This window comes from Mycobacterium sp. E3339 (assembly GCF_001666915.1).
Lineage (GTDB): Bacteria > Actinomycetota > Actinomycetes > Mycobacteriales > Mycobacteriaceae > Mycobacterium.
Genome location: NZ_LZIZ01000038.1, coordinates 1 through 23,468, shown reverse-complemented (window position 1 = coordinate 23,468; position 23,468 = coordinate 1). Strand labels below are relative to the sequence as shown.

Genomic DNA, 23,468 nt, shown 5'->3' with positions numbered 1-23,468 from the left:
CTCACACCCGGGCCAGCGCGGCGGCCGTGTCACCGTGAGCCACGGCGGGCAGCCGCGGGCGCCGCACGTACACCGCCCAGGTGACGATCGCGGAGACGACATAGGAGGCCAGGAACGCCCAGTACGCCGACGTCCCGGTCCCGGTGGCCAGGTAGGACTGGCGCAGCGCGAGGTTGATGCCCACGCCGCCGAGGGCGCCGACCGCGGAGCAGACACCGATCAACGACCCGGACCTCGCGCGCGCCCAGTGCCGCCGCTGCGCCTCGCTCATCTCCAGGGCGCGGCTGCGCACCTCGTAGACCGAGGGGATCAGCTTGAACACCGAACCGTTGCCCATCCCGGACAGGATGAACAGCACCATGAAGCCGGCGACGTAACCGGCCACGCTGGTCGAGTGCGCCGCGCGATCGTCGAAAGTGCTGATGCCGACCAGTAATCCGGCGCCCAGGGTCATGCCGGCGAGCACGGCGAGCGTGACCCGGCTGCCGCCCTTGCGGTCGGCCAGCCGGCCACCGTAGATCCGGGCCAGTGAGCCTAGCAGTGGGCCGAGGAAGGCCACCTGCGCGGCGTGCAGGGCGGCATGCCTGGCGCTTTCGCCGTGGGCGAGGAAGTTGACCTGCATCACCTGACCGAAGGCGAAGGAAAACCCGATCCAGGAGCCGAACGTGCAGATGTAGAGCAGGGAGATGACGTAGGTGTCGCGCTCGAACAGGATCGAGCGCATCGTGTTCAGCTCGGTGCCGTGGCCGACGTTGTCCATGAACAGCGCGGCCGCGACGCCCACCACGGCGAGCGCCAGCAGATACACCGCACACACCCAGTACGGCGCCTCGTGCCCGGCCGTGGCGAGCACCAACAACGCGACCAGTTGGATCACCGCCACCCCGAGGTTGCCCACGCCGGCGTTGACGGCCAGCGCCGAGCCCTTGAGCCGCTGCGGGTAGAAGACGTTCACGTTGGCGAGCGAGGCCGCGTAGTTGCCGCCGCCCAGGCCGGTCAGCGCGGCGCAGACCACGAAGGGCCACAGCGGCAGCCCGGGATTGGCCAACAACACGATGGTGCCCGCCGTCGGAATCAACAGCACGAAGGCCGAGAAGACGGTCCAGTTGCGGCCGCCGAAGGCGGCGATGCCCAGGGTGTAGGGGATCCGGGCCAGGCCACCGACCAGCGTGGCGACTGCGCCCAGCAGCAGCTTGTCGCCGGCGGACAAACCGTAGACGTGCGCCGGCATGAACAGCGCCATGACCGGCCACAGCGTCCAGACCGAAAAGGCGACGTGGTCGCCGGCGATGGTGCACAGCAGGTTGCGGCGGGCGATCTTCTTGTCACCGGCCTCCCAAGCCCCCGTGTCCTCCGGATTCCAGTCCGCGATGCTGTGATTGCGGGCCATCCGATAGTCACCTTTCGTCGACCGCGCTGGGGTGCATGAATTCGACTGCGCGCGTTGGGAACTGGTCTGCATGCGGGCGCGCCGAACGAAGAGGCATGCCCCGCGGTGTATTTCGATGCTCACATTCGGACCGGGGACGGGTCAACTCAAACGGGCGAAAATCGGCTGTTAGTTGATTACCAGTTATCTGGTAAGTCCCTGTAGACCGAACATGGTGAAATCACGTCCCGATCAACGTGATTCGACCCCGGATCCGCAACTGCGTGTGAGCTGGACTACATGCCCTCGGGCGAGGCCTACGAGAACGGCCAGTCCGCGGCGCCGGACTGCGCATGGGCGCCCACCAAAATCCTCGGGCGGGACCAGTGCAGGCGCACCGACTGCCCGGGACGCACCTGGGCGATTTTGTCGATGTCCTCGTCGATCACCACACCCACCACGGGGTAGCCGCCGGTGACGGGATGGTCGGGTCCCAGGATGACCGGTAAGCCGTTGGGCGGCACCTGAATTGCGCCGCGGGTGGCACCCTCGCTGGGCAGCTGCCGGTCCGGGTAGCAGTACTGCAGCGGGCGGCCGAGCAGTCGCATCCCCACCCGGTCGCTGCGATCGGACGCCACCCAATCGTTGTGCACCAACAGATCGGGGTCGACGAACCAATCGTCACGCGGGCCGGGCACCACCGCCAGCTCGACCACGCTGCCGGTGATCGCGGCCACCGGGGCCTGGTCCAGTTCGGGGTAGTCCGGGGTGTGCTCCCCGACGGGGAGCCGATCTCCGGCCCGCAGCGGCGCCGGGCCGATGGCGGACATCACGTCGTAGCTGCGCGAGCCCAGCACCGGCTGCACGCCGATACCGCCCCGCACCGCCAGGTAGGTTCGCAGCCCGGCGCGGGGCGTGCCCAGGGTGATCACCTGGCCGTCGCGGACATGCTGAATGCTGTTGGTGCCGAACTTGATTCCGTCGACGGTCGGGTCGGTGTCGGCCCCGGTGACCGCGACGTCGATGCCCCCGCCGCGGACCCGGGCCGCGAAACCGCCGAAGGTCACCTCGACGGTGGCGCGGTCGGTGGGGTTGGCCACCAGCCGGTTGGCCAGTTGATGGGCGCGGCGGTCGGCGGCCCCGGACCGGCTCACGCCGAGGTGGGCGAGCCCGGGCCGGCCCAGGTCCTGGACGAGGGCGAGCGGTCCGGTGCGAAGGATCTCGAGGGTTATCACGGCGATCTCCTTGCTCAGACGGCCCGGAATTGAACCCACATGCCCTGCGTCAGCAGCGCGGGGTCGGGCCGCTCGATGTCCCACAGGACGGCGTCGGTGCGGCCGATCAGTTGCCAGCCGCCGGGCGACCTACGCGGGTAGACCGCGCTGAATTCGCCGGCCAGTCCCACCGAGCCGGCGGGCACCGCGGTGCGCGGCTCCGAACGGCGCGGCACCCGCAGGCGCGCGTCACCGTCGACCAGATACGCGAAACCCGGGGCGAACCCGCTGAATCCGACCCGCCACAACGAACCGGTGTGGGCGTCGATCACCTGCGCGGTGGTCAGCCCGGTGACCTCGGCGACCTCGGCGAGATCCGGGCCGTCGTAGACCACGTCGATGACGACGTCGGCGCGCCGATCCGGCTGGGGGGCGTCCCCGGCGGCCACCCGCATCTTGCGCAGCCGCTGACGGATCACGCCTTGGCGCCGCGGGGAGTCCAGCTTCACCAGAACCGTCCGGGCGGCCGGGACGATGTCGACGACGCCCGGCAACGCCGCCTCGCGCAACTGCGCCGCCCACGCCAATACCTCGGCGGTGCTGCCGCATTGCAGCAGCAGCGCGCTGTCGCCGAAGTCCAGAACCGTGTTGCCGACCAGTTCCGTCGGCAGTCCCTTGGACACGTTGTCGGTAAGGTCGGTCACGCTCATACTCGACGGTAACCTCCCCATCGCGGGGCGGGCGAGGGGCGAGCGAGGGATTTTCGAACACTGCCAGAGGTGCCTTAGCAAACGTTCAAACGCCACTGGCGCTCAGGCGATCTAACCGAGGATTTTGTAGATCAGCGGCGGCAGTTGATCGGCGACCAGTTGGTAGCTCAGGGGCGAGGAAAAGGCGATCGCGCCGGCCTGCTCCTTGGTGGTGAAGATGTGCCGGTACTGCGCGGTGGCCTGTGCCGCCGCCACGTCGGGGTCGGCGAGCAACGCCTTCTGGTCGTCCGGGCTCTCGGTCGTCCAGATGATCACATCGGCGGAATCGAGCACCGCCTTGACGTGATCGCGCGGGATGACGGCGCGGTGGTCGGTGCCGAAAGGCCTGATGCTGTCGGCGATCACGAGACCCATCTGGTTGAGGAAGTCCGTGCGCCAGCCGGCCATGGTCGCGACGACGGTGCCCTGCCACAGCGTGCCCTCCATCAGCAACGCCTTCTTGCCCGTCCAGACCGGGTGTTCCTTGCCGACCGCGGTGAACTTCTGGTCGACGGCGGCGATCTGCGACTTCATCTGGTCGGCCTGGAATACCGCCTGGCCGATGGTGGTGGCCTGCTCCTTCCAGGGTTCGAAGAAGGCGTCGCCGTCCGACTGCGGCACGGTCGGGGCGATCGCGGACAGCTTCTTGTAGGTGTCGGCGTCCACCCCCGCGTTGACGGCGACGATCAGGTCCGGTTTGAGGCCGGCGATCTGGTCGACCGGGATCCCGTTGTCGAGGTTGAGCACCACCGGCTGCGCGCCGCCGAGCTTGGGCTGGGCCCACGGCCACACCGCGAACGGTTGATCGCCGAACCAGTTGGTCACCGCGATCGGCACCACCCCGACCGCGAGCAGGTCGTCCTGCTCGGTATAGCCGGCGCTGACCACGCGCTTGGGCGGTTCCTTGATGACGGTCTGGCCGAAGAGGTGGTTGATCGTCACGGCTTTGCCACCGGAGGTGTCCGAGGGCGGTTTGCCCGACGAGCACGCGGCCGTCGCGCCGGTGACCCCGGCGACCGCCGCAGCCCCCGCGAGCTGCAAGAATCCCCGTCGATTCCAACCGTGGCGCATCGCGTGAGATTAGCGCGTCACGCGCCCGCAGCGCCCGTCGCCGCGCGGTTGCGCCGCTCAATCCAGCGGCATGCCGGCATCCAGGAAGTCCAGGGCCCGATAGATGGTGTCGGCCGTTTTCGGCGCGCTGTCGAAGGCCGCCATCATGGCGCCGACCATCGCGCCGACGAACACCCGAACCTCGAAATCGGTTGCGCTACGGCCTATTCGGCGACCGATCGCCTCCGCCATGACGTTGACGGTGCGGTAGTACTCGTCGTAGAGGGCGGCCTTGAGTTCGGGTATCGAGAAGATCAGCCGCTGGCGGGTGTTCTCGAACTCGAGTTGCTCGGGGGACAGGCCGGCCATGGTGGTGGCGTAGGCCCGCCGGATGGCCTGGCTCGGTGACAGCTCGGGCGGCTGGGCGTCGAACGCCGCCAGGATCAGCGGATCGAGGTCGTCGGCGAGCAGCAGCGATTCCTTGGACCCGAAGTACCGGAAGAACGTGCTGGGTGACACCTCGGCGGCCTCGGCGATCTGCTCGACCGTGGTGGCGGCGTAACCGTTCGCGTCGAACAGGCGGAACGCCTCGCGCCGCAGGGCGTGGCGGGTCTTGATTTTCTTGCGTTCCCGCAGCCCGAGCCGCTGGTCAGTCGCCTGCATGCGGCAATTCTCCCGCATCGCGGGGCCAAAAAGTTCTGACAACGGGCGAATGGCCGCTGCGAGATCCACGTATCTCCGGCGTAACTGCGCCCACGCAGACCGGTAACAGTCCTTTCCTAGCGTCGGGACCGTGACCATGACGACCTCCGCAGAGCCGACCACGCCGGTCCTTGCCCCCGCGCCCGAGCGCCCACCGCACCGCGGCGGGCACTGGATCGACGACTGGCGCCCCGACGACCCCGAGTTCTGGGCGACCACCGGCAAGCCGATCGCCCGCCGCAACCTGATCTTCTCGATCTTCGCCGAGCACGTCGGGTTCAGCGTGTGGATGCTGTGGAGCATCGTCGTCGTCCACATGACCGCCGGCGCCCACGGGCACCCGTCGGCGTCCGGCTGGGCGCTGTCCGCGAGCCAGGCGCTGTGCCTGGTCGCCGTGCCCAGCGGGGTGGGCGCCTTCCTGCGCCTGCCCTACACGTTCGCGGTCCCGCTGTTCGGTGGCCGCAACTGGACCACCATCTCGGCGGCCCTGCTGTTGATCCCGTGCGCGCTGCTGGCCTGGGCGGTCGGCCATCCCGGGCTGTCGTTCGGCGTGCTGGTCGCGATCGCCGCGACCGCGGGCTTCGGCGGCGGCAACTTCGCCTCGTCGATGGCCAACATCTCCTTCTTCTACCCGGAGAAGGAGAAGGGCTGGGCGCTGGGCCTCAACGCGGCCGGCGGCAACATCGGGGTGGCCGTGGTGCAGAAGATCATCCCGCCGATCGTCGTCGCGGGGGGCGGGGTGGCGCTCTCGCGCGCCGGCCTGTTCTACGTGCCGCTGGCCGTGGTGGCCGCGGTGTGCGCCTTCCTGTTCATGAACAACCTGTCCGAGGCCAAGGCCGACGTGAAGCCGGTCTGGCAGTCGCTGCGCCACCCCGACACCTGGGTGATGTCGCTGCTCTACATCGGCACGTTCGGCTCGTTCATCGGCTACTCGGCGGCCTTCCCGACCCTGCTCAAGACGGTGTTCGGCCGCGGCGACATCGCCCTGACCTGGGCCTTCCTAGGCGCCTGCATCGGGTCGGTGATCCGGCCCGTGGGTGGGAGGCTGGCCGACCGGATCGGCGGGGCGCGCATCACCGCGGCCAGCTTCGTCATGCTGGCCGCGGGCGCCTCGGCGGCGCTGTGGTCGGTGCACGCCAGGAACCTGCCGTTGTTCTTCGCCAGCTTCATGTTCTTGTTCGTCGCGACCGGCATCGGCAACGGCTCGACCTACCGGATGATCTCCCGGATCTTCATGATCAAGGGCGAGCTCGCCGGCGGCGATGCCGACACCATGGTGCACATGCGCCGCCAGGCCGCGGGCGCGCTGGGCGTGATCTCGTCGATCGGCGCCTTCGGCGGGTTCGTCGTGCCGCTGGCCTACGCCTGGTCGAAGGCCCAATTCGGCAGCATCGAACCTGCGCTGCGGTTCTACGTGGCCTTCTTCCTCGGCCTGCTGGTGGTGACCTGGTACTGCTACCTGCGCAAGAAGAGCGGCTCCAACGCTCTGGCGCGGGCCGGGGTGTAGCGCGGCCTCACGGGCGCTGCCGGCCGCCGTAACCCTCCCAAGGGCTGTAGTCGGCGATCAGGTCTTCCTGCGGAGGCCGCCGGTCGGCCGGCACGTGCTGCAGGTTGATCCGGATCCGGTACCAGATCGAACTAGGCCCGCGCATGCCGTCGACCAGGACGTCGGCCGGCTGCAGCAGGCCCGACGCCTCCGGGTAGCGGCCGCGCCAGGTGTCCAGCGCGGCCAGCGCCTCGTCCTTGGTCTTGGTGCGGGCGATCTCGATAAGCGGCATCACCGACCGGCGCCGCCCGGCGCTGCTGCCGCCGGATCCCCTGGGCGCGCGCTCCGGGGGGCCCATCTCCTCGGCCAGCACCAGCAGCCGGTTCAGGTCACCGACGGCGTCGTCCATGCCCTCCCACGGGTCGCCCAGAGCGGCGAACCGCTCAGGCACCGTGTCGATGGTGAACTCCTCGGGGCGGCGCTCGGTGACTTCGTCCCACCGCAGCGGCGTCGACACCCGGGCGTCCGGCGTCGCCCGCACCGAGTACGCGGACGCGACCGTGCGGTCCTTGGCGTTCTGGTTGAAGTCGACGAACACTTCTTCGCCGCGCTCCTCCTTCCACCAGCGGCTGGTTGCCGCGCCGGGGATCCGCCGCTCGACCTCGCGGGCCACGGTCTGGGCGGCCAGCCGCACCTGCCGGAACTCCCACCGCGGGGCGATCCGGGCGTAGATGTGAAAGCCGCGCGAACCCGACGTCTTCGGCCAGGCGACCAGGCCGTAGTCCTCGAGCACCTCGCGCGCCACCAGGGCGACGTCGACGATGCGTTCCCAGGAGACCCCGGGCATCGGATCCAGGTCGACCCGCAGTTCGTCGGGGTGGTCGAGGTCCTCGGCCAGCACCGGATGCGGGTTGAGGTCGACGCAGCCCAGGTTGATCGCCCAGGCCAGGCCGGCGGCGTCGTGGATGACGGCCTCCGCGGCGGACGTTCCCCGGGCGTAGCGCAGTTCGGCGACGTCCACGAAGTCGGGCCGGTTCTGCGGCGCGCGCTTCTGGAACACGGCCTCTTGCGCGATGCCCTTGACGAAGCGTTTGAGGATCATCGGCCGCCCGGCGACGCCGCGCAGGGCCCCGTCGGCGACGGACAGGTAGTAGCGGACCAGGTCAAGCTTGGTCCGCGGCCCGGCGTCCCCGTGCGTCTCGAACACCACCTTGTCGGGATGGGTGATGGTCACGCGATGCCCGGCCACATCCAGCGAAACCGGGCCCATGTTCATCATCGTAAGTCGATGGGTACATACCCCTGGTATTGCGACGGACGTCACATAGGGTGGGATTCATGCCTAATCTGATCGGCCTGCCGGGGCAGGCAGTTGCCAAGGTTCAGCAGTACTTGGAGCGCGGCTCGGCCGAACTGCACTACGTGCGGAAGATCTTCGAGGCGGGCGCGTTCCGGCTGGAGCCGCCGCAGAACTACGCGGCCATGGCCAACGACATCTACAAGTGGGGCGAGTTCGGCATGCTGCCGTCGCTCAACGCCCGACGCCATCCCGACCGGGCCGCCTGCATCGACGAGGACGGCGAGTTCAGCTTCAAAGAGCTCGACGAGGCCGCCCACGCGGTGGCGAACGGCCTCATCGAGATGGGCGTCAAGGGCGGTGACGGTATCGCGATCCTCGCCCGCAACACCCGCTGGTTCCTGATCGCCTACTTCGGGGCGGCCCGGGTCGGCGCCCGCATCATCCTGCTCAACAGCGAGTTCTCCGGGCCGCAGATCAAGGAGGTGTCCGAGCGCGAGGGCGCCAAGCTGATCATCTATGACGACGAGTACACCAAGGCCGTCAGCAAGGCCGAGCCGGAACTGGGCTTCCTGCGCGCGCTGGGCACCAACCCCGACGCCGACGAGCCGTCGGGCAGCAAGGACGAGACGCTGGCCGACCTGATCGAGCGCAGCAGCTCCGACCCCGCCCCGAAGGCCAGCAAGCACTCGTCGATCATCATCCTGACCAGCGGCACCACCGGCACGCCGAAGGGGGCCAACCGCAGCACCCCGCCGACGCTGGCGCCGATCGGGGGGATCCTGTCCCACGTGCCGTTCAAGGCCAACGAGGTGACCTCGCTGCCCGCGCCGATGTTCCACGCCCTGGGTTTCCTGCACGGCACCATCGCGATGTTCCTCGGTTCGACCCTGGTGTTGCGGCGTAAGTTCAAGCCGCCGCTGGTGCTCGAGGACATCGAGAAGTACAAGGTGACGGCGATGGTCGTGGTGCCGGTGATGCTGTCCCGGATCGTCGACGCGATCGAGAAGATGGACAAAAAGCCGGACTTGTCGAGCCTGAAGATCGTGTTCATTTCGGGATCGCAGTTGGGCGCCGAGCTGGCCACCCGCGCGCTCAAGGACCTGGGTCCGGTGATCTACAACATGTACGGCTCGACCGAGATCGCGTTCGCGACCATCGCCGGGCCGAAGGACCTGGAGAAGAACGCGGCGACGGTCGGGCCGGTGGTCAAGGGCGTGAAGGTGAAGATCCTCGACGACAACGGCAAGGAGAAGCCGCAGGGTGAAGTCGGGCGGATCTTCGTCGGCAACGCGTTCCCGTTCGAGGGCTACACCGGCGGCGGTCACAAGGAGATCGTCGACGGCCTGATGTCCTCGGGCGACGTGGGTTATTTCGACGAGGACGGGCTGTTGTACGTCAGCGGCCGCGACGACGAGATGATCGTCTCCGGCGGCGAGAACGTCTTCCCCGCCGAGGTCGAGGACTGTCTCAGCGGGCATCCCGATGTCGTCGAGGCCACCGCGATCGGCGTCGAGGACAAGGAATGGGGCCACCGGCTGCGCGCCTTCGTGGTCAAGAAGGACGGTTCCGACGTCGACGAGGACACCCTCAAAAAGCACGTGCGGGAGGAGCTGGCCAGGTACAAGGTGCCGCGCGAAGTCATCTTCCTCGACGAGCTGCCGCGCAACCCGACGGGCAAGGTCCTCAAACGCGAGCTGCGTGAGATGGAAATCGACTAGTCGGGCGACTTAGCGCCGGTCCTTGATGGCGCGGGTGATCTGCGCCGAGAGCTTGGGGTCGACCAGCAGCTGGTCGATGAGCGCGGTGAGGACCTCTTGTCCGGTCACCCGGGCGACGCCCAGGCGGTCGGCCGCCTCCCGCTGCCAGATGTCCAGCGCGCGATGGGTGGCCGCCGACAGGTCGACGGTGCGCCGCGTCCGCTGGCCCCGTCCGGCCTGGCCGGCCGCGGGCTGGCCGGCCATCCGCTGGGGGCTCTGCTGGCCGAGCCCGGTGAGGCGCTCGGTGGGCGCGGCGTCTCCCGCCGGGCCGGCCGACGGCGAAGGGCCTCGGAACGTGCCTGCGCCGGGTCCGATGTGGCTGGGGTTGAAGTTCACTGCGGCGGTCGTCCTCCGGTGAGTGGCCAATCAGTAAATCAGCCCGCGAGTGTGTCAATACTGATTCTTCCACCGACGGCGTCGTAAGTCGCGCCCCCTTGCCAAACGTCCCGCGCGCGCGTTCGCGGCGACCGGCCCACCAGCGGCGTTCTCCAGCAAATGTAAAGAGATAGCTGGCCGGCGCGCTTCTTCGCCGCTGCCGTCGGGGTCTCAAGTGGTTCGGTTATCCGTAATTCAGTCGATCCGCCGATACGTAAGAACGGAAATCCGTATATCAGTATATGGCTCTCTAACAGCTGTTATCGAAACATTACCGGATTCAGTATCGGGCAATATCCTGATATATGGAACTCAGGAAAATAAACACTTTTGCCATTTGTTACATAATTCACAGCTTTATTCGGGTGTGGCCGCATTGTTTGCCGGGAAACTTCTGGCTAACGTTGGTTTCAACGTCGATTTCAAAGGGTCCTGGAAAGGGTTGGCGATGATGATCTCGTCACGACCGCTGCGCTACGCGGTCGGGGCCTCCGCGATGGCCGGGGCGCTGCTGTGCGCTGCCGGCCCCGCGGCCCACGCCGCTCCCGTGCCAGGAACCCACACCAGCTTCACCACCACCGGTCCGCACGGCGCGCCCGGTGGACCCGGAATCATTCCGGACCGGCCAGGCGGGGGTTATGGCGGCCACGGATGGGGCGGGGGAGGCCACCGTGGTTGGGTATCGGGCGACCGCGGATTCTGGGCACCCGGGCGCTGGTGGAACTGGTGGTGGTGAACCACCTCCCGTGGTAACCGGCCAGCCTTGGCGTGCCGATCCACAATAGGCTGACCGGCCCACGGGATTTGGGGGACCCATGCCGGCCTGACCACCCCTCAGGTCGGCATGGCCCTCTCCACGGCCAAAGCGCAAGCGCGCGTTAGGGATCGCGGGGCAGTCCGAGCAGCCGCTCGGCGATGATGTTCAACTGCACCTCGGAGGTGCCGCCGTAGATAGTGGTCGCGCGGCTGGCCAACAGGTATTCGCCCCACATGCCGGCCGGTTCGTCCGTGCCGCCGATCGCGGCGTCGGTGCCGAACGAGGACACCGCGAACTCGGCGTAGCCCTGCCCGGTGCGCATCGACAGCAGCTTGGAGATCGCCGCCGACGGCATGGCATCGCCGCCGGCCAAGGTCAGCAGGGTCGAGCGCAGGTTCAGCACCTTGGCGGCGTGGCCCTCGGCGATCAACTGGCCCGCCCGGTGCTGCGCGACCGGGTCGAACTGCCCCTCGCGAACGAAGTCGACGAACTGGCCCAGCGTGGCCAGGAAGTTCGCCTCACTGCTGCCGATCGAAACCCGTTCCGCGGTAAGGGTATTGCGGCTGACCTCCCAGCCCCGGTTCACTTCGCCGAGCACGCATTCGTCGGGCACGAACACGTCGTCGATGTAGACGGTGTTGAACATCGCGTTGCCGGTGAGCTCGCGCAGCGGCTTCACCTCGACGCCCTCGCTGTGCATGTCGAGCAGGAAGTAGGTGATTCCGTTGTGCTTGGGCGCCGACGGGTCCGTCCTGGCCAGCAGCGCGCCCCACTGGGACAGCTGCGCCGCCGTGGTCCAGATCTTCTGGCCGGTGATGCGCCAGCCGCCGTCGGTCCGCGTCGCCTTCGTGCTCAGCCCCGCGAGGTCCGAGCCGGCGCCCGGCTCGGAGAACAGCTGGCACCAGATCATCTCGCCGCGGAAGGTCGGCGGCAGGAATCGCTGCTTTTGCTCCTCGGTGCCGAAGGCCACTATCGACGGGATGATCCACGTCGCGATGCCCATCTGCGGCCGCTTGACCCGCCCGGCGGTGAATTCCTGGGCGATGATGATCTGTTCGACCGGGCCGGCGGCGCGGCCCCATGGTTTCGGCAGGTAGGGCAGCGCCCAGCCGCCCTCGGCGATGGCGACCTTGCGCTGGTCGCGCTCCATCGCCTTGAGCGCGCCGACCTCGGCTCGGATCTCCTCCCGCAGTTTCTCGGTGTCGGGGTCGAGGTCGATGTCGACGGTCCGCATGCCGGTGCCGGTGGCGGTGTGCACCACCTTCTGCGGGTACTCCGAACCGCGGCCGAAAGAGGCGGCCAGCATCAGCGCCCTTCGGTAGTACACGTTCGTGTCGTGCTCCCAGGTGAAGCCGATCCCGCCGTGCACCTGGATGCAATCCTGCGCGCACCGCTGAGCGGCCGCGGGCGCCAGCGTCGCCGCGACGGCGGCGGCGAACTCGACGTGGGAACCGGCTGTGTCCCAATCGTTTTCCCGCGCCTCGTCGATGGCGCGGGCGGCGTCCCACACCGCGGCGGTGGCCCGCTCGGTGTCGGCGATCATCTCCGCGCACTTGTGCTTGATGGCCTGGAACTGGCCGATCGGCCGGCCGAACTGCTCGCGGATCTTGGCGTACTGCGACGCGGTGTCCGTCGCCCAGCACGCCACCCCGATCGCCTCGGCGGACAGCAGCGTCGTCATCAGCGCGTGCGCGGTCGCCATGCTCAGGTTGCACAGGGCGGCGTCGGCGGCGACCTCGACGGCGTTGGCCCGCACGTGGGCGACGGGGCGCAGCGGGTCAATGCTTTTCACGGGCTCGATCTCGAGCTCCTCGGCGCGCAGCACCACCCATTCCTCGCCGCTGTCGATCGCGACCGGGAGCACCAGCACCGACGCCTGCGCCGCCGCGGGAACCGCGCGCACCTCGCCGCGCAGCACCAGCGTTTCGTCGTTGGGACCGTGCCGGGTGGCGGTCAGCCCGCAGCAGTCCAGCGCGTAGGCGGCGATGGCCGCGCCGGACGCCAGCTCGGAGAGCACCTTCGCGTTCGGGTCGTTGGCGGAGATCAGGGCGCTCGCGATCGCCGAGGGCACGAAGGGCCCGGGCACCGCTCCGTAGCCGAATTCGGCCAGCACGATGGCCAACTCGAGGATGCCGAAGCCCTGCCCGCCCACCGACTCGGCCAGATGCAGGCCCTGCAGGCCCTGCTCGGCCGCCGCCTGCCAGTACGGCGGGGGATTGTCGATCGGGGTTTCCATTGCCGCGTGCAACGCCTCGGACGGCGCGATGCGCGCGACCAGGGACCGCACCGAATCGGCCAGGTCTTGATGCTCAGGAGTGATAGCGATCGGCATTGGTCGCCTTCCCATGCTTTCGAGTTCCGTCTCGGCCAAGCACCTTCCAAACTAACAACCGGTCGGTTGGTTGACCACAGGGGTCAGCTGGTGACGGGGCCTCAGCGGAACCGCTTGGCGATCCACTTCGCGATGATGTCGGCCTGCTCGCTGCGGGCGCCCGGGGTGGTGAAGTAGTGGTCGGAGTCGATCGATGCCTGCGTCTTGTCGGTGGCGGCCAGCGCGGTGAAAATCCGTTGGGCGTCCGACGGAAAGACGCCGGTGTCGGCGTCGGCGTTGATCACCAGGGCGGGGCAGGTGATCCGGGCCAGGTGCGGTTCGGCCCGGGTCTGCGCCACCCGCAGGCTCCACATCCCCAGCCAGCTGCGCAGCGTGCAGGCCGCGGCGATCCCGTGCGCCGACCGGTTCGCCTTCGCGGGCGGGCCGGCGTAGCACATGTTCGGTTGCCGCTTGGTCGGCTCGATGGTGGCGTCGACCATTCGGGGGTCCGCCCAGGTGCGCATGACGCTGAACGGGCGGTCGGAAAACCCCGCAGCGCGAACGCGTTTGAACTCCTTCTCGGCCCAATCGGTGATGGCGTGGTTGCGCGCGGTCTGCGCGCGGCGGTAGCGGGTGAGGAACTCCGGCGAATAGGGCGGCCCGTTGCGCTCGTTGAACAAATCGAGGTCGGCGTCGGTGGCGACCGGGTCGTTCTCGTCGACGACGGCCGCGTCCATCCAGGCCGTCAGCACGTCGGGCCGCCCCGGATGCGCGGCGGTGGCCACGTAACCGTCCGCGGCCGGCAATTCCGTGACGCCCGCCGCCGGCCGCATCCCGTCCAGCGGGGTGACGTTCGGCTCCACGGCCTGCGACTGATATGCGGCCATCAACGAGCCGCCACCCGAGTTGCCAAGCAAGACAACGGTTTCCACGCCCTGCACGTCCCGCAGCCAACGCACGCCGACGCCGATGTCGACCAGCGCGTGGTCGAGTAGGAAGCTGCTTTCGAAGCCCCGGAACCTGGTGTTCCAGCCCAGGAAGCCGACGCCGCGGGTGGCCATGTAGTCGGCGAGGTAGTGCTCGGAGAAGTCGATCTGGTAGTGCGTGGCGATCATCGCCACCTTGGGCTTGCGACCCACCCCGCGGTGGTACAGCCCCTGGCAGGGATGCCCCCCGGCGCCGGCGCGCGCGGCGGTGCGCGACGGTAGCCCGACGAACTCGCGGACCACCCCTGCGGCACCGGTGTGAAGAGTCATTTCAGCGGCCCTGCTGGCGATGGACTTTTCGAAAGAAAACTCGAAGCTGATGTTAGATTCAGAAATACATCTTGGCCAGGACTCCAAGCCGGAGACCGAGGGGAGCCGCCCGATGATCAAACCGCACAACACCAACGCCGAATTCGAACTCGGCGGGATCAACCACGTCGCGCTGGTCTGCTCGGACATGGCTCGCACCGTGGACTTTTACACCAACATCCTCGGCATGCCGCTGATCAAGTCGCTCGACCTGCCCGGTGGCCAGGGGCAGCACTTCTTCTTCGACGCCGGCAACGGTGACTGCGTCGCCTTCTTCTGGTTCGCCGACGCCCCGGACCGGGTGCCGGGCATCTCGTCGCCGGGCGCCATCCCCGGCATCGGCGACATCACCAGCGCGGTGAGCACGATGAACCACCTGGCGTTCCACGTGCCGGCCGAGAAGTTCGACGCCTACCGCCAGCGGCTCAAGGACAAAGGGGTGCGGGTCGGCCCGGTGCTCAACCACGACGAGAGCCCGATGCAGGTGTCCGCGACGGTGCACCCCGGGGTGTACGTGCGGTCGTTCTACTTCCAGGACCCCGACGGCATCACGCTCGAATTCGCCTGCTGGGTCAAGGAATTCGATACCAGCGACGCGCAGGCCGTGCCGAAGACGGCGGCGGACCGCCGACCACCGGTGGCCGCCGGTCACTGATGACCGACGGCATCCTCACCGACGCACAGATCGCGGCCCTCACGCCCGAGCAGCGACGGCTGCTCATCAAGCGGCTCGAGCAACCGGTGAGCGACCTGATCGATCCGGCGCTGCTGGCCCGGGTGCGGCGCATCCGGCTGAGCCTGATGGTCGGCGGCTCGATGGCGATGGTGCCCTGGCTGGGGTACCTGTCGGTGACGCTGCCGGAGAATTACGTCGCGCACAATTGGCCACTCACCTGGGTCGGCTTTGACATTCTGCTGGTGTCGTTCATGGTGGCGACGGCGACGCTGGGGTACCTGCGCCGTCAACTGCTGGTCCCCGCCGCGTTCACCACCGGGGTGTTGCTGATCTGCGACGCGTGGTTCGACCTGATGACCGCCGGGCCCAAGGACGTGTGGCTGTCGATCGCCACGGCGCTGCTGATCGAGGTGCCGCTGGCGGCCTTCATGATCTTCAGCGCGCAGCGGCTGATACGGCTCACCATGATGCGGCTGTGGTTGCTGGACCCCGAGATGCACCTCTGGCAGCTGCCGCTGTTCCCCTGAGGCCGTGCGGGTTTGGCCCGGCGCCCTGGCGCGAGTGGAGCACACTACTGCCACGACGGCGGCGACACACGAAATTGCGAATCTTGGAAAAACCGGGTAAACGCTCCCTTCCTCGACTACCGTCCAATAGCAGCGACACAGGGGGGTGCAAGCGACGCCGTAAGTTCAGCCCAACGCACGCGTCGAAGAATCCCAACACATAACTGGATTCATGCTGCGCGGAATGTCCTTCGCCGCACGGCTTCTCGGCTCCTCCCACGCCGCGCCAGAACGTCCGCAGCACGGAATGAGGACTGAGTAAATGGTCGCACTCGGTAACATCTACGAATGGCAGCCGGCCTGCGGTCCGCTCACCATGTGGACGGCCACGCCGTCGTCGCATGAGGCGGCCCGCGCCGCGCAACCAAGTGATCTGGCACCGAGTTACCAACAGGCTCAACACCTCTGGGCGGCCTTCCATGGCAGGGCGATGAACCGGGAGCTACCACGCCTGATGATCGTCTCCTGGGACATTCCCGGCACGTGCGACATCCCGGCGATGACCGCGGCGGTCAACGCGCATGTCCGCCGGCACGACACCTACCACAGTTGGTATGAATTCAATAACGGCGTCATCGTGCGTCACGCGATCGACGACCCCGCCCTGATCGACTTCGTTCCCGTCTCGTTCGGGCACAAGACCGTCGACGAGGTGCGCACCCACGTCCTGACGACGACCCCCGGAACGCTCGAATGGGGTTCCTTCACCTACGGCGTCGTCCAGCACGCCGACTACTTCACGTTCTATGCGAGCGTCGACCACCTGCACATCGATGGCCTGTCCGCCGGCGTCATCTTCGTCGACATCCACCTGGCCTATCAGGAACTCGCGCGGGGGCGGCAGCCGAGCGCGCTGCCGGAGGCCACGAGCTACCGGGACTACACCGCCCGTCAGCGCGAACGGGTCGCCGGGCTGACGCTGTCGTCTTCGGAGATCAAGGACTGGATCGCGTTCGCTCGCGACACCGACGGCGACTGGCCCAGCTTCCCCTTGCCCCTTGGGGACACCTGGGCCAGCAGCAGGGGCGACCTGGTGACCGTCGATCTGTTGGACGCCGCACAGACCGAGGCTTTCGACGCCGCCTGCGGCGCGGCCGGTGCCCGGTTCATCGGCGGGGTGCTGGCCTGCACGGCGCTGGCCGAGCGGGAATTGACCGGCGGGGCCGTCTATCACGGGTTCACGGCCCGGGACACCCGCACGCCGGGCGTCGACACCATGACCGTGGGCTGGTTCGCCAGCCTGGTCCCGGTCACGGTGCCGACCGGCGGCACCACCTTCGCCGAGGCGGCCCGGGCCGCGCAGAAGTCCTTCGACGCGGCCAAGGACCTCGCCGGTGTCCCGGTCGAGCGGCTGATCGAGTTGGCGACGCCCGACGAGCTGGGCATCAAGTTGCCCACGCAGCTGCCGATGATGTTGTCTTTCCTCGACTTTCGCAAGATCCCGCTCGCCGGGCTGTGGGCGGAGACCAACTTCGGCACCTACGGCGACAGCCTGTCCCACGGCGGGATCAACATGTGGATCAACCGGCACGCGGAAAAGACCACGGTCACGATGTCCTTCCCGGACAACGCGATCGCGCGCGAGTCGGTGGACCGCTACATCGCGACGCTGGGCGAGACCTTCGCCCGCGCCATCGATGCGGCCACCGGCGAGCCGCGCGCGGACGCGCCCACCCGCAACGACGACGAGGCGGCCTAGGCGTGAGCAACCTGCTGGATCTGGCCGACCAGACCCTTTTCCTCGGTGAGCGGGCGACGGCCACCACCAGTGTGGTGCAGACGATCTGGGTGTACGACCGCGCCGTGGACCTCGACGGCCTGCGCGCCTTCCACCACCACCTCGGTCGAGGCCGATTGCGCCGCCGCATCGAACGGTCCCCCTTGCCGTTCGGCCGGCACCGCTGGGTCGCCCCAACCCACCAGTCGGACCTGGAGATCGTCGCGACGCCCCGGCCGCGCGACGACATCGACGCCTGGCTGGACGAGCAGGCGGGTAGGCGGCCGGACGCCGAGCGCGGGCCCGGCTGGCACCTTGCGGTGCTCCCGCTGACCGACGGGGGCGCGGCGGTGAGCCTGGTGGTCACCCACACGCTCACCGACGGCGTCGGGCTGTGCGAGGCGTTGGCGGACGCGGCGTGCGGCCGCGACGACGCGATCGACTGGCCCCCGGCGGGATCGCGGCCGCGGTGGCGGGCGCTGCGCGAGGATGCGCGCCAAACCGCCCGCGACACAACGGATGTGGGCCGCGCCGTGCTCGCGGCGGCACGCATGGCCCGGGCCGGCCGGGGCGCCGCCCCCGGCGCGGCCAAGAAGCGGCCGGCGCCGCCCACCGGACCCGACGAGCCCATCACGCTCCCCATGGCGACGGTCTTCGTCGACGCCGACGAGTGGGACGCCCGCGCGAGCGCCCTGGGCGGCACCAGCAACGCGCTGCTCGCGGGGTTGGCGGCCCACCTGGCCCGGCGGGTGGGCCGGGTCGCCGCCGACGGCACGGTCAACGTGGGCATGCCGGTCAACGAGCGCACGCCGGGCGACACCCGGGCCAACGCCGTCGTCAACGTCGATATCGCGGTGGACCCCGCGCCCGCGACGACCGACCTGAGGGGGATCCGCACCGGTATCAAGGGCGCGCTGTCCCGGCACCAGGACGAGCCCGACGAGCGCTGGGCGTTGCTGCCACTGGTTCCGCTGATCCCCAAACGGGTAATGCGGCGACTGATCGGCGTGGTCACCGGGAGCGCGGTCACCGTGGTGTCGTCCAACCTCGGGTCGCTCGACCCGGCCGTCAACACCCCGGACGGCACGGACGCCGACCACTTCGCGATGAAGACGGTGTACCCGGGGGTGACCACCGCGACGATGTACAGCACCAACGGTGCGCTGGCCTTGCTGTCGGGGCGGGTGCACGGCCGGGTGTTCGTCTCCTTCCTGGCCTACGAGCTGGGCCGCCCGAACTCGAACGACCAATTGCGGCAACACATTTCGCGGGCGTTGTGCGACTTCTCGCTGACCGCCACCACCGGGTGGCCCGCCGTCAGTCCCGTCTGAGACCGCGCCTCAGGAGTCCGCTCGCGACTCGGCCGCCGTCTGCAGCCGGTACAGGTCGGGCTCGGCGAGTTCGTCGAGCAGCGCGGCCAAGTGGTCGACGAGCTGGTCCGGTTCGAGCCGGACGTCACCCGCGAGCCAGGCGCTGATGGTCTGGCCGACGCCGCCGACCACGAAGTGCGCCGCGGCCTTGATCCGGTCGTTCGCCGGCATCCGCAGCGCGGCTCCGACGTGCTGGCCCGACAGCATGGCGAACAGCGCGCTGGATTCGGCGCGCTTGCGCACGATCACGGGATCGGCCAGCTGCGTGCTGAACAGCAGGCGCCCCACCCGGGCGTCGTCGGCGATGGTGCGCACGATGTTGGCCATGCCCGCGCGGGTCTGCTCGTCCGGCGGCACGGCCGCCACTGCGGCCTGGGTGGTGGCGGCCAGCTCGGCGACCACCGAGTCGAACACGGAGGCGACGAATTCGTCTTTGTCGGCGAAACTTTCGTAGAAGTACCGGGCCGCCAGCCCGGCCCGCCCGCACACGCCGCGAACGGTGACCGCCGCGACGCTCTGCTCCTCGGCGCCCAGTAACTCCAGGCCCGCGGCCAGCAGCCGGTTGCGGCGGGCGGCCAGCCGCTGGGTGGCCTCGACGCCGCGGTAGGGCCGTGCGCCCGACGGGTTCATGCGAACCATCTTGACACCAAGGCGGCGCCGCGACAATATCAGGAAACACGCGTTCGCAGATTAGCGACGGCGCCGCTGGAGGGATCTCACCATGGCAATACCCGAGGCTGTTCGCGAACCGGCCCGTCACGTCGAGCGCGCGATCGCCGATCCGCCGCGGCGGTCCCCCGCGCGCCGGCGCCGGCGGGGGCTCGGCATCGACGAGGGATTGATGGGGGTGGCGCTGCTGGCCGGCCCCGCCAACGTGATCATGCAATTGGCGCGCCCCGGTGTCGGATACGGCGTCATGGAGAGCCGCGTCGAAAGCGGCCGCGTCGACCTGCACCCGATCAAGCGCGCGCGCACCACCTTCACCTACCTGGCGGTGGCGACCACCGGCACCGACGCGCAGAAGGACGCCTTCCGCCGGGCGGTGAACCGGGCCCACGCGCAGGTCTACTCCACCCCGGACAGCCCGGTGTCCTACAACGCCTTCGACCCCGACCTGCAGCTCTGGGTGGGGGCTTGCCTGTACAAGGGCGGGGTCGACATCTACCGCATGTTCATCGGCGAGCTCGACGGCGAGGACGCGGATCGGCACTACCGCGAGGGCATGGCGCTGGCCACCACCCTGCAGGTGCCGCCGGAAATGTGGCCCGCGGACCGGGCGGCGTTCGACCGGTACTGGCAGGAGTCGCTGGCCAAGGTGCACATCGACGACGCCGTGCGCGAGTACCTCTATCCCATTGCCGCCAACCGCGTCCGGGGGCTGACGCTGCCGCGCCGGCTGCAGCGCGCGTCGGACAACCTCGCGTTGCTGATCACCACGGGCTTTCTGCCGCAACGGTTTCGCGACGAGATGCGGCTGCCCTGGGACGCCACCAGGCAACGGCGCTTCGACAGGCTCATCGCGGCGCTGGCCCTGGTGAACCGCCGCCTGCCGCGGTTCGTCCGGCGTTTCCCCTTCAACGTCCTGCTCCTCGACCTCGACCGCCGGATCAGGACGGGGCGCCCGCTGGTGTAGCGCGGGGGCGCAACGGCCGCCTCCGAGTTGATAACGAAAATCATATTCATTAAGATCTCCTCTGCCTGGTAAGCCTTCCAGTCCGAGGAGTACCTATGACGGCGCCGATCTGGATGGCCTCGCCACCGGAGGTGCACTCCGCCCTGCTCAGTAGCGGCCCCGGTCCGGCGTCGCTGCTGGCGGCGGCGGGGGCATGGTCCGAGCTGAGCACCGAATACGCCTCGGCCGCAGCGCAACTCAGCGGCGTCGTGGCCGCGACGCAGGCCGGGGCCTGGGAGGGGCCCACCGCGGAGTCCTACGCGGCCGCGCACGCGCCCTACCTGGCGTGGTTGACGCGGGCCAGCGCGCACAGCGCGGCGGCGGCCGCCCAACACGAGACCGCGGCCACGGCCTACACCGCGGCCCTGGCCGCGATGCCGACGCTGCCGGAACTGGCCGCCAACCACACCGTGCACGGGGTGTTGGTGGCCACCAACTTCTTTGGCATCAACACGATTCCGATCGCGCTCAACGAGGCCGATTACGCACGGATGTGGGTGCAGGCCGCCACCACCATGTCCACCTATCAGGCGGTCTCCACCGCGGCGGTGGCCGCGAACCCGCCGACCGACCCCGCGCCGCCGATCGTGAAATCCGATGCCACCGCCCAAGACTCGGGCGGTGACATCCACGACCCCACGATCGATAACCCGCTCGACGATTTCATCGCCAACATCCTGAGGAATCTCGGCATCAACTGGGACCCCGCGCAGGGCACCGTCAACGGGCTGCCCTACGACGCGTACACCAATGCGGGAGAACCGATCTTCTGGGTGGTTCGAGCGCTGGAACTGCTCGAGGACTTCCAGCAGTTCGGCTACTACCTGGTGCACAACCCGGCGCTGGCCTTCCAGTACATCGTCCAGCTCATCCTGTTCGACTGGCCGACGCACATCCTCGAAATCTTCACCAGCCAGCCCGAACTGCTGGCGCCGGCGGTGCTGCTGGCGGCGGCCCCGTTCGGCGCCGTGGCCGGGTTCACGGGGCTGGCCGGGCTGGCCGCCGTGCCCCAACCCGCGGTCGCGCCGGCGCCGGTCCCGGCGCCCGCCCCGATGCCCGCCCCGATGCCGGCCGTCGCGATGTCGCCGCCCACCATCGCCCCGGCCGCGGTGGGCGCCCCGCGCCGGCCCCGCGCCCGCCCCGACCGCGAGCACCGTGGCCAGCCCCGCGCCGCCCTCCCCGCCGCCACCGCAGGCGGCGGGTTTCGCGCCCCCCTACGTGATAGCCCCGCCCGGCATCGGGTCCGGCTCCGGGATGGGCGCGGGTGCCAGCGCGAGCGCCAAAAGGAAAGCGCCGGAGCCGGATAGCGCCGCGGCCGGCGCGGCCGCGGCGGCTCGGGAACAGGCCAGGAAGCGCCGGCGCCGGCGCGCGGCGCAACGCGGCCACGGCGACGAGTTCGCCGACATGAACGTCGACGTCGACCCGGACTGGGGCGCCCCGGATGGCGAGCCGTCCACGGTCGCGTCGGATCGCGGCGCCGCCGCGCTGGGGTTCGCCGGAACCGCGCGCCGGGAGGCCGGCGCCCCGGCGACGGGACTGACAGCGCTGTCGGCCGACGAGTTCGGGGCCGGGCCGCGGGTACCGATGCTGCCGGGCGGCTGGAGCCCCGGGTCGACCACCGCGCCGGATCGGCCCGACACCGGACGCCGGTAATGTCGACTCTGTGCGTAGCGAAGGTGATACCTGGGACATCACAACAAGTGTCGGTTCGACGGCGTTATTCGTGGCGACCGCCCGAGCGTTGGAGGCGCGCAAGCCCGACCCGTTGGCGGTCGACCCGTACGCGGAGGTGTTCTGCCGCGCCGTGGGTGGGTGGGCCGCCGACGTGCTGGACGGCAATGCCCCTGGCCACGAGCTGACAACGCCCGAGTTCGGCGAGCACTTCGTCAACTTCCAGGGCGCCCGCACCAAGTACTTCGACGAGTACTTCCGCCGCGCCGCCGCCGCGGGCGTGCGGCAGGTGGTCATCCTGGCGGCGGGGCTGGACTCGCGCGCCTACCGGCTGGACTGGCCCGCCGCCACCACCATCTTCGAGCTGGACCAGCCGCAGGTCCTCGACTTCAAGCGTGAGGTGCTCGCCGGCCAGGGCGCCCAGCCGAACGCCGAACGGCGCGAGATCGCGGTGGACCTGCGCGAGGACTGGCCGCAGGCGCTGCGTGACAACGGCTTTGACGCCGCCCGGCCGTCGGCCTGGATAGCCGAGGGCCTGCTCATCTACCTCCCGGCCGCCGCCGAGGAGCAGCTGTTCACCGGCATCGATAACCTGGCCGCCCCGGGCAGCCACGTCGCCGTCGAGGACGGCGCCCCGCTCGACCAGGCGGACTTCGAGGCGAAACGCGAGGAGGAGCGCGCCGCGATGGCCGACGGTGCCGAGCGGCCCTTCTATCAGTTGGTGTACAACGAGCGGATCGCGCCGGCGACCGAGTGGTTCGGCGAGCGCGGCTGGACCGCCGTCGGCACCCCGCTGGCCGATTTCCTGCGCCAGAACGGCAGGCCGGTCCCCGGGCCGGACGTCGACGCCGGCCCGATGGTCGCCCGCAACACCCTGATGAGCGCCGTCAAAGACTGAGCTCTTCAAGAGTTCCCGATGAGTTGATCCCGCGATGGAACTTTTCCGCGCCGCGCCCCGACTACTACCGGGCTGATCGGTGCGCCGCCCAACAGCCCGGGCGGCGCCGGTCTCGGTCCGGCGAGGAGTTCGGCGCATGGCGTTACGAGGTTTCTCCGACGGTTGGGCCGGTGGCGGGCGATGACCGCGCCGGTATGGATGGCACTGCCCCCCGAGGTGCACTCGGCGGAGCTGAGCAGCGGTCCCGGGCCGGGCGGCCTGTTGGCCGCCGCGGCGGCCTGGAGCTCGCTGAGCGCGACCTACGCGTCGGCGGCCGACGAGCTGTCCGCGACCCTGGCCGCGACGCAGGGCGGGGCGTGGGAGGGGCCCACCGCCGCGCAGTACGCGGCCGCGCACGCGCCCTACCTGGCGTGGCTGACGCGGGCCAGCGCCAACAGCGCGGCGGCGGCCGCCCGGCACGAGACCGCGGCCACGGCCTACACCGCGGCCCTGGCCGCGATGCCGACGCTGCCGGAACTGGCCGCCAACCACAC

At 69.4% G+C, this 23,468-nt stretch carries 20 protein-coding genes and 1 pseudogene; 11 read left to right on the top strand and 10 right to left on the bottom strand.

Going from position 1 to position 23,468, the window contains the following annotated elements:
• Position 1: 1 nt before the first annotated feature.
• The 5 genes from A5702_RS03050 to A5702_RS03030 all read right to left on the bottom strand — a co-directional run bounded on the left by A5702_RS03050 (position 2) and on the right by A5702_RS03030 (position 5,045).
• A complete protein-coding gene (locus A5702_RS03050) occupies positions 2–1,390 on the bottom strand; it encodes an MFS transporter (RefSeq protein WP_068218145.1) in 1,389 nt (462 codons plus the stop codon).
• A gap of 296 nt (positions 1,391–1,686) precedes the next feature.
• Entirely contained in the window at positions 1,687–2,604 is a 918-nt protein-coding gene (locus tag A5702_RS03045; protein ID WP_068218197.1) for a 5-oxoprolinase/urea amidolyase family protein, read from the bottom strand.
• 14 nt (positions 2,605–2,618) lie between these two features.
• Positions 2,619–3,293, bottom strand: coding sequence for an allophanate hydrolase subunit 1 (locus A5702_RS03040; protein WP_055402868.1), 675 nt, complete (start codon positions 3,291–3,293; stop codon positions 2,619–2,621).
• A gap of 111 nt (positions 3,294–3,404) precedes the next feature.
• On the bottom strand, positions 3,405–4,403 hold the full coding sequence (locus A5702_RS03035) for an ABC transporter substrate-binding protein (RefSeq protein WP_068218142.1): 999 nt from the start codon (positions 4,401–4,403) through the stop codon (positions 3,405–3,407).
• 57 nt (positions 4,404–4,460) lie between these two features.
• On the bottom strand, positions 4,461–5,045 hold the full coding sequence (locus tag A5702_RS03030) for a TetR family transcriptional regulator (RefSeq protein WP_055402874.1): 585 nt from the start codon (positions 5,043–5,045) through the stop codon (positions 4,461–4,463).
• A 136-nt stretch (positions 5,046–5,181) separates the two neighbouring features.
• On the opposite strand from A5702_RS03030, the gene A5702_RS03025 reads away from it, so the two are divergent.
• Positions 5,182–6,591, top strand: coding sequence for an MFS transporter (locus A5702_RS03025; protein WP_068218137.1), 1,410 nt, complete (start codon positions 5,182–5,184; stop codon positions 6,589–6,591).
• A gap of 7 nt (positions 6,592–6,598) precedes the next feature.
• Here the strand turns inward: A5702_RS03025 and A5702_RS03020 are convergent, their stop codons facing one another.
• On the bottom strand, positions 6,599–7,849 hold the full coding sequence (locus tag A5702_RS03020; protein WP_369817856.1) for a DNA polymerase domain-containing protein: 1,251 nt from the start codon (positions 7,847–7,849) through the stop codon (positions 6,599–6,601).
• A gap of 59 nt (positions 7,850–7,908) precedes the next feature.
• On the opposite strand from A5702_RS03020, the gene fadD2 reads away from it, so the two are divergent.
• A complete protein-coding gene (gene fadD2 / locus A5702_RS03015; protein ID WP_068218191.1) occupies positions 7,909–9,588 on the top strand; it encodes a long-chain-fatty-acid--CoA ligase FadD2 in 1,680 nt (559 codons plus the stop codon).
• A 9-nt stretch (positions 9,589–9,597) separates the two neighbouring features.
• Here fadD2 and A5702_RS03010 read toward each other — a convergent pair whose 3' ends face one another.
• Entirely contained in the window at positions 9,598–9,963 is a 366-nt protein-coding gene (locus A5702_RS03010) for a hypothetical protein (RefSeq protein ID WP_055402878.1), read from the bottom strand.
• 487 nt (positions 9,964–10,450) lie between these two features.
• On the opposite strand from A5702_RS03010, the gene A5702_RS26125 reads away from it, so the two are divergent.
• The gene (locus A5702_RS26125; RefSeq protein WP_156669465.1) at positions 10,451–10,738 is read left to right on the top strand and encodes a hypothetical protein; all 288 of its coding nucleotides are present in this window, start codon (positions 10,451–10,453) and stop codon (positions 10,736–10,738) included.
• Positions 10,739–10,880: 142 nt separating this feature from the next.
• On the opposite strand, the gene A5702_RS03005 is transcribed toward A5702_RS26125, so the two are convergent.
• Complete coding sequence (locus A5702_RS03005; RefSeq protein WP_068218134.1) at positions 10,881–13,091, bottom strand: acyl-CoA dehydrogenase; 2,211 nt, start codon at positions 13,089–13,091, stop codon at positions 10,881–10,883.
• Between the two features lie 101 nt (positions 13,092–13,192).
• Positions 13,193–14,326 carry an alpha/beta hydrolase gene (locus A5702_RS03000; RefSeq protein ID WP_068218131.1) on the bottom strand — a complete coding sequence of 378 codons (1,134 nt, stop codon included), beginning with the start codon at positions 14,324–14,326 and terminating at the stop codon, positions 13,193–13,195.
• Positions 14,327–14,438: 112 nt separating this feature from the next.
• On the opposite strand from A5702_RS03000, the gene A5702_RS02995 reads away from it, so the two are divergent.
• From A5702_RS02995 to A5702_RS02980, 4 genes are all read left to right on the top strand, one after another.
• Positions 14,439–15,020 (top strand): VOC family protein, encoded by a 582-nt coding sequence (locus A5702_RS02995; RefSeq protein WP_068218188.1) that lies wholly within the window; start codon positions 14,439–14,441, stop codon positions 15,018–15,020.
• Positions 15,020–15,568, top strand: a complete 549-nt coding sequence (locus A5702_RS02990) for a hypothetical protein (RefSeq protein WP_067817035.1) — start codon at positions 15,020–15,022, stop codon at positions 15,566–15,568. Before A5702_RS02995 ends, A5702_RS02990 begins: the two co-directional genes overlap by 1 nt.
• Before the next feature lie 301 nt (positions 15,569–15,869).
• Complete coding sequence (locus A5702_RS02985; protein ID WP_068218129.1) at positions 15,870–17,306, top strand: condensation domain-containing protein; 1,437 nt, start codon at positions 15,870–15,872, stop codon at positions 17,304–17,306.
• A 2-nt stretch (positions 17,307–17,308) separates the two neighbouring features.
• The gene (locus tag A5702_RS02980) at positions 17,309–18,655 is read left to right on the top strand and encodes a hypothetical protein (protein WP_068218126.1); all 1,347 of its coding nucleotides are present in this window, start codon (positions 17,309–17,311) and stop codon (positions 18,653–18,655) included.
• Between the two features lie 9 nt (positions 18,656–18,664).
• Here the strand turns inward: A5702_RS02980 and A5702_RS02975 are convergent, their stop codons facing one another.
• Positions 18,665–19,333 (bottom strand): TetR/AcrR family transcriptional regulator, encoded by a 669-nt coding sequence (locus A5702_RS02975; protein WP_055405565.1) that lies wholly within the window; start codon positions 19,331–19,333, stop codon positions 18,665–18,667.
• An 82-nt stretch (positions 19,334–19,415) separates the two neighbouring features.
• On the opposite strand from A5702_RS02975, the gene A5702_RS02970 reads away from it, so the two are divergent.
• From A5702_RS02970 to A5702_RS02955, 4 genes and pseudogenes are all read left to right on the top strand, one after another.
• Positions 19,416–20,327 (top strand): oxygenase MpaB family protein, encoded by a 912-nt coding sequence (locus A5702_RS02970; protein WP_068218124.1) that lies wholly within the window; start codon positions 19,416–19,418, stop codon positions 20,325–20,327.
• Positions 20,328–20,422: 95 nt separating this feature from the next.
• Positions 20,423–22,019 (top strand): annotated as a pseudogene (locus A5702_RS02965) (PPE family protein).
• A gap of 10 nt (positions 22,020–22,029) precedes the next feature.
• Positions 22,030–22,935 carry a class I SAM-dependent methyltransferase gene (locus A5702_RS02960; protein ID WP_068218123.1) on the top strand — a complete coding sequence of 302 codons (906 nt, stop codon included), beginning with the start codon at positions 22,030–22,032 and terminating at the stop codon, positions 22,933–22,935.
• A 180-nt stretch (positions 22,936–23,115) separates the two neighbouring features.
• The coding region (locus A5702_RS02955) for a PPE domain-containing protein (protein ID WP_156669464.1) at positions 23,116–23,468 on the top strand (353 nt) is incomplete at its 3' end.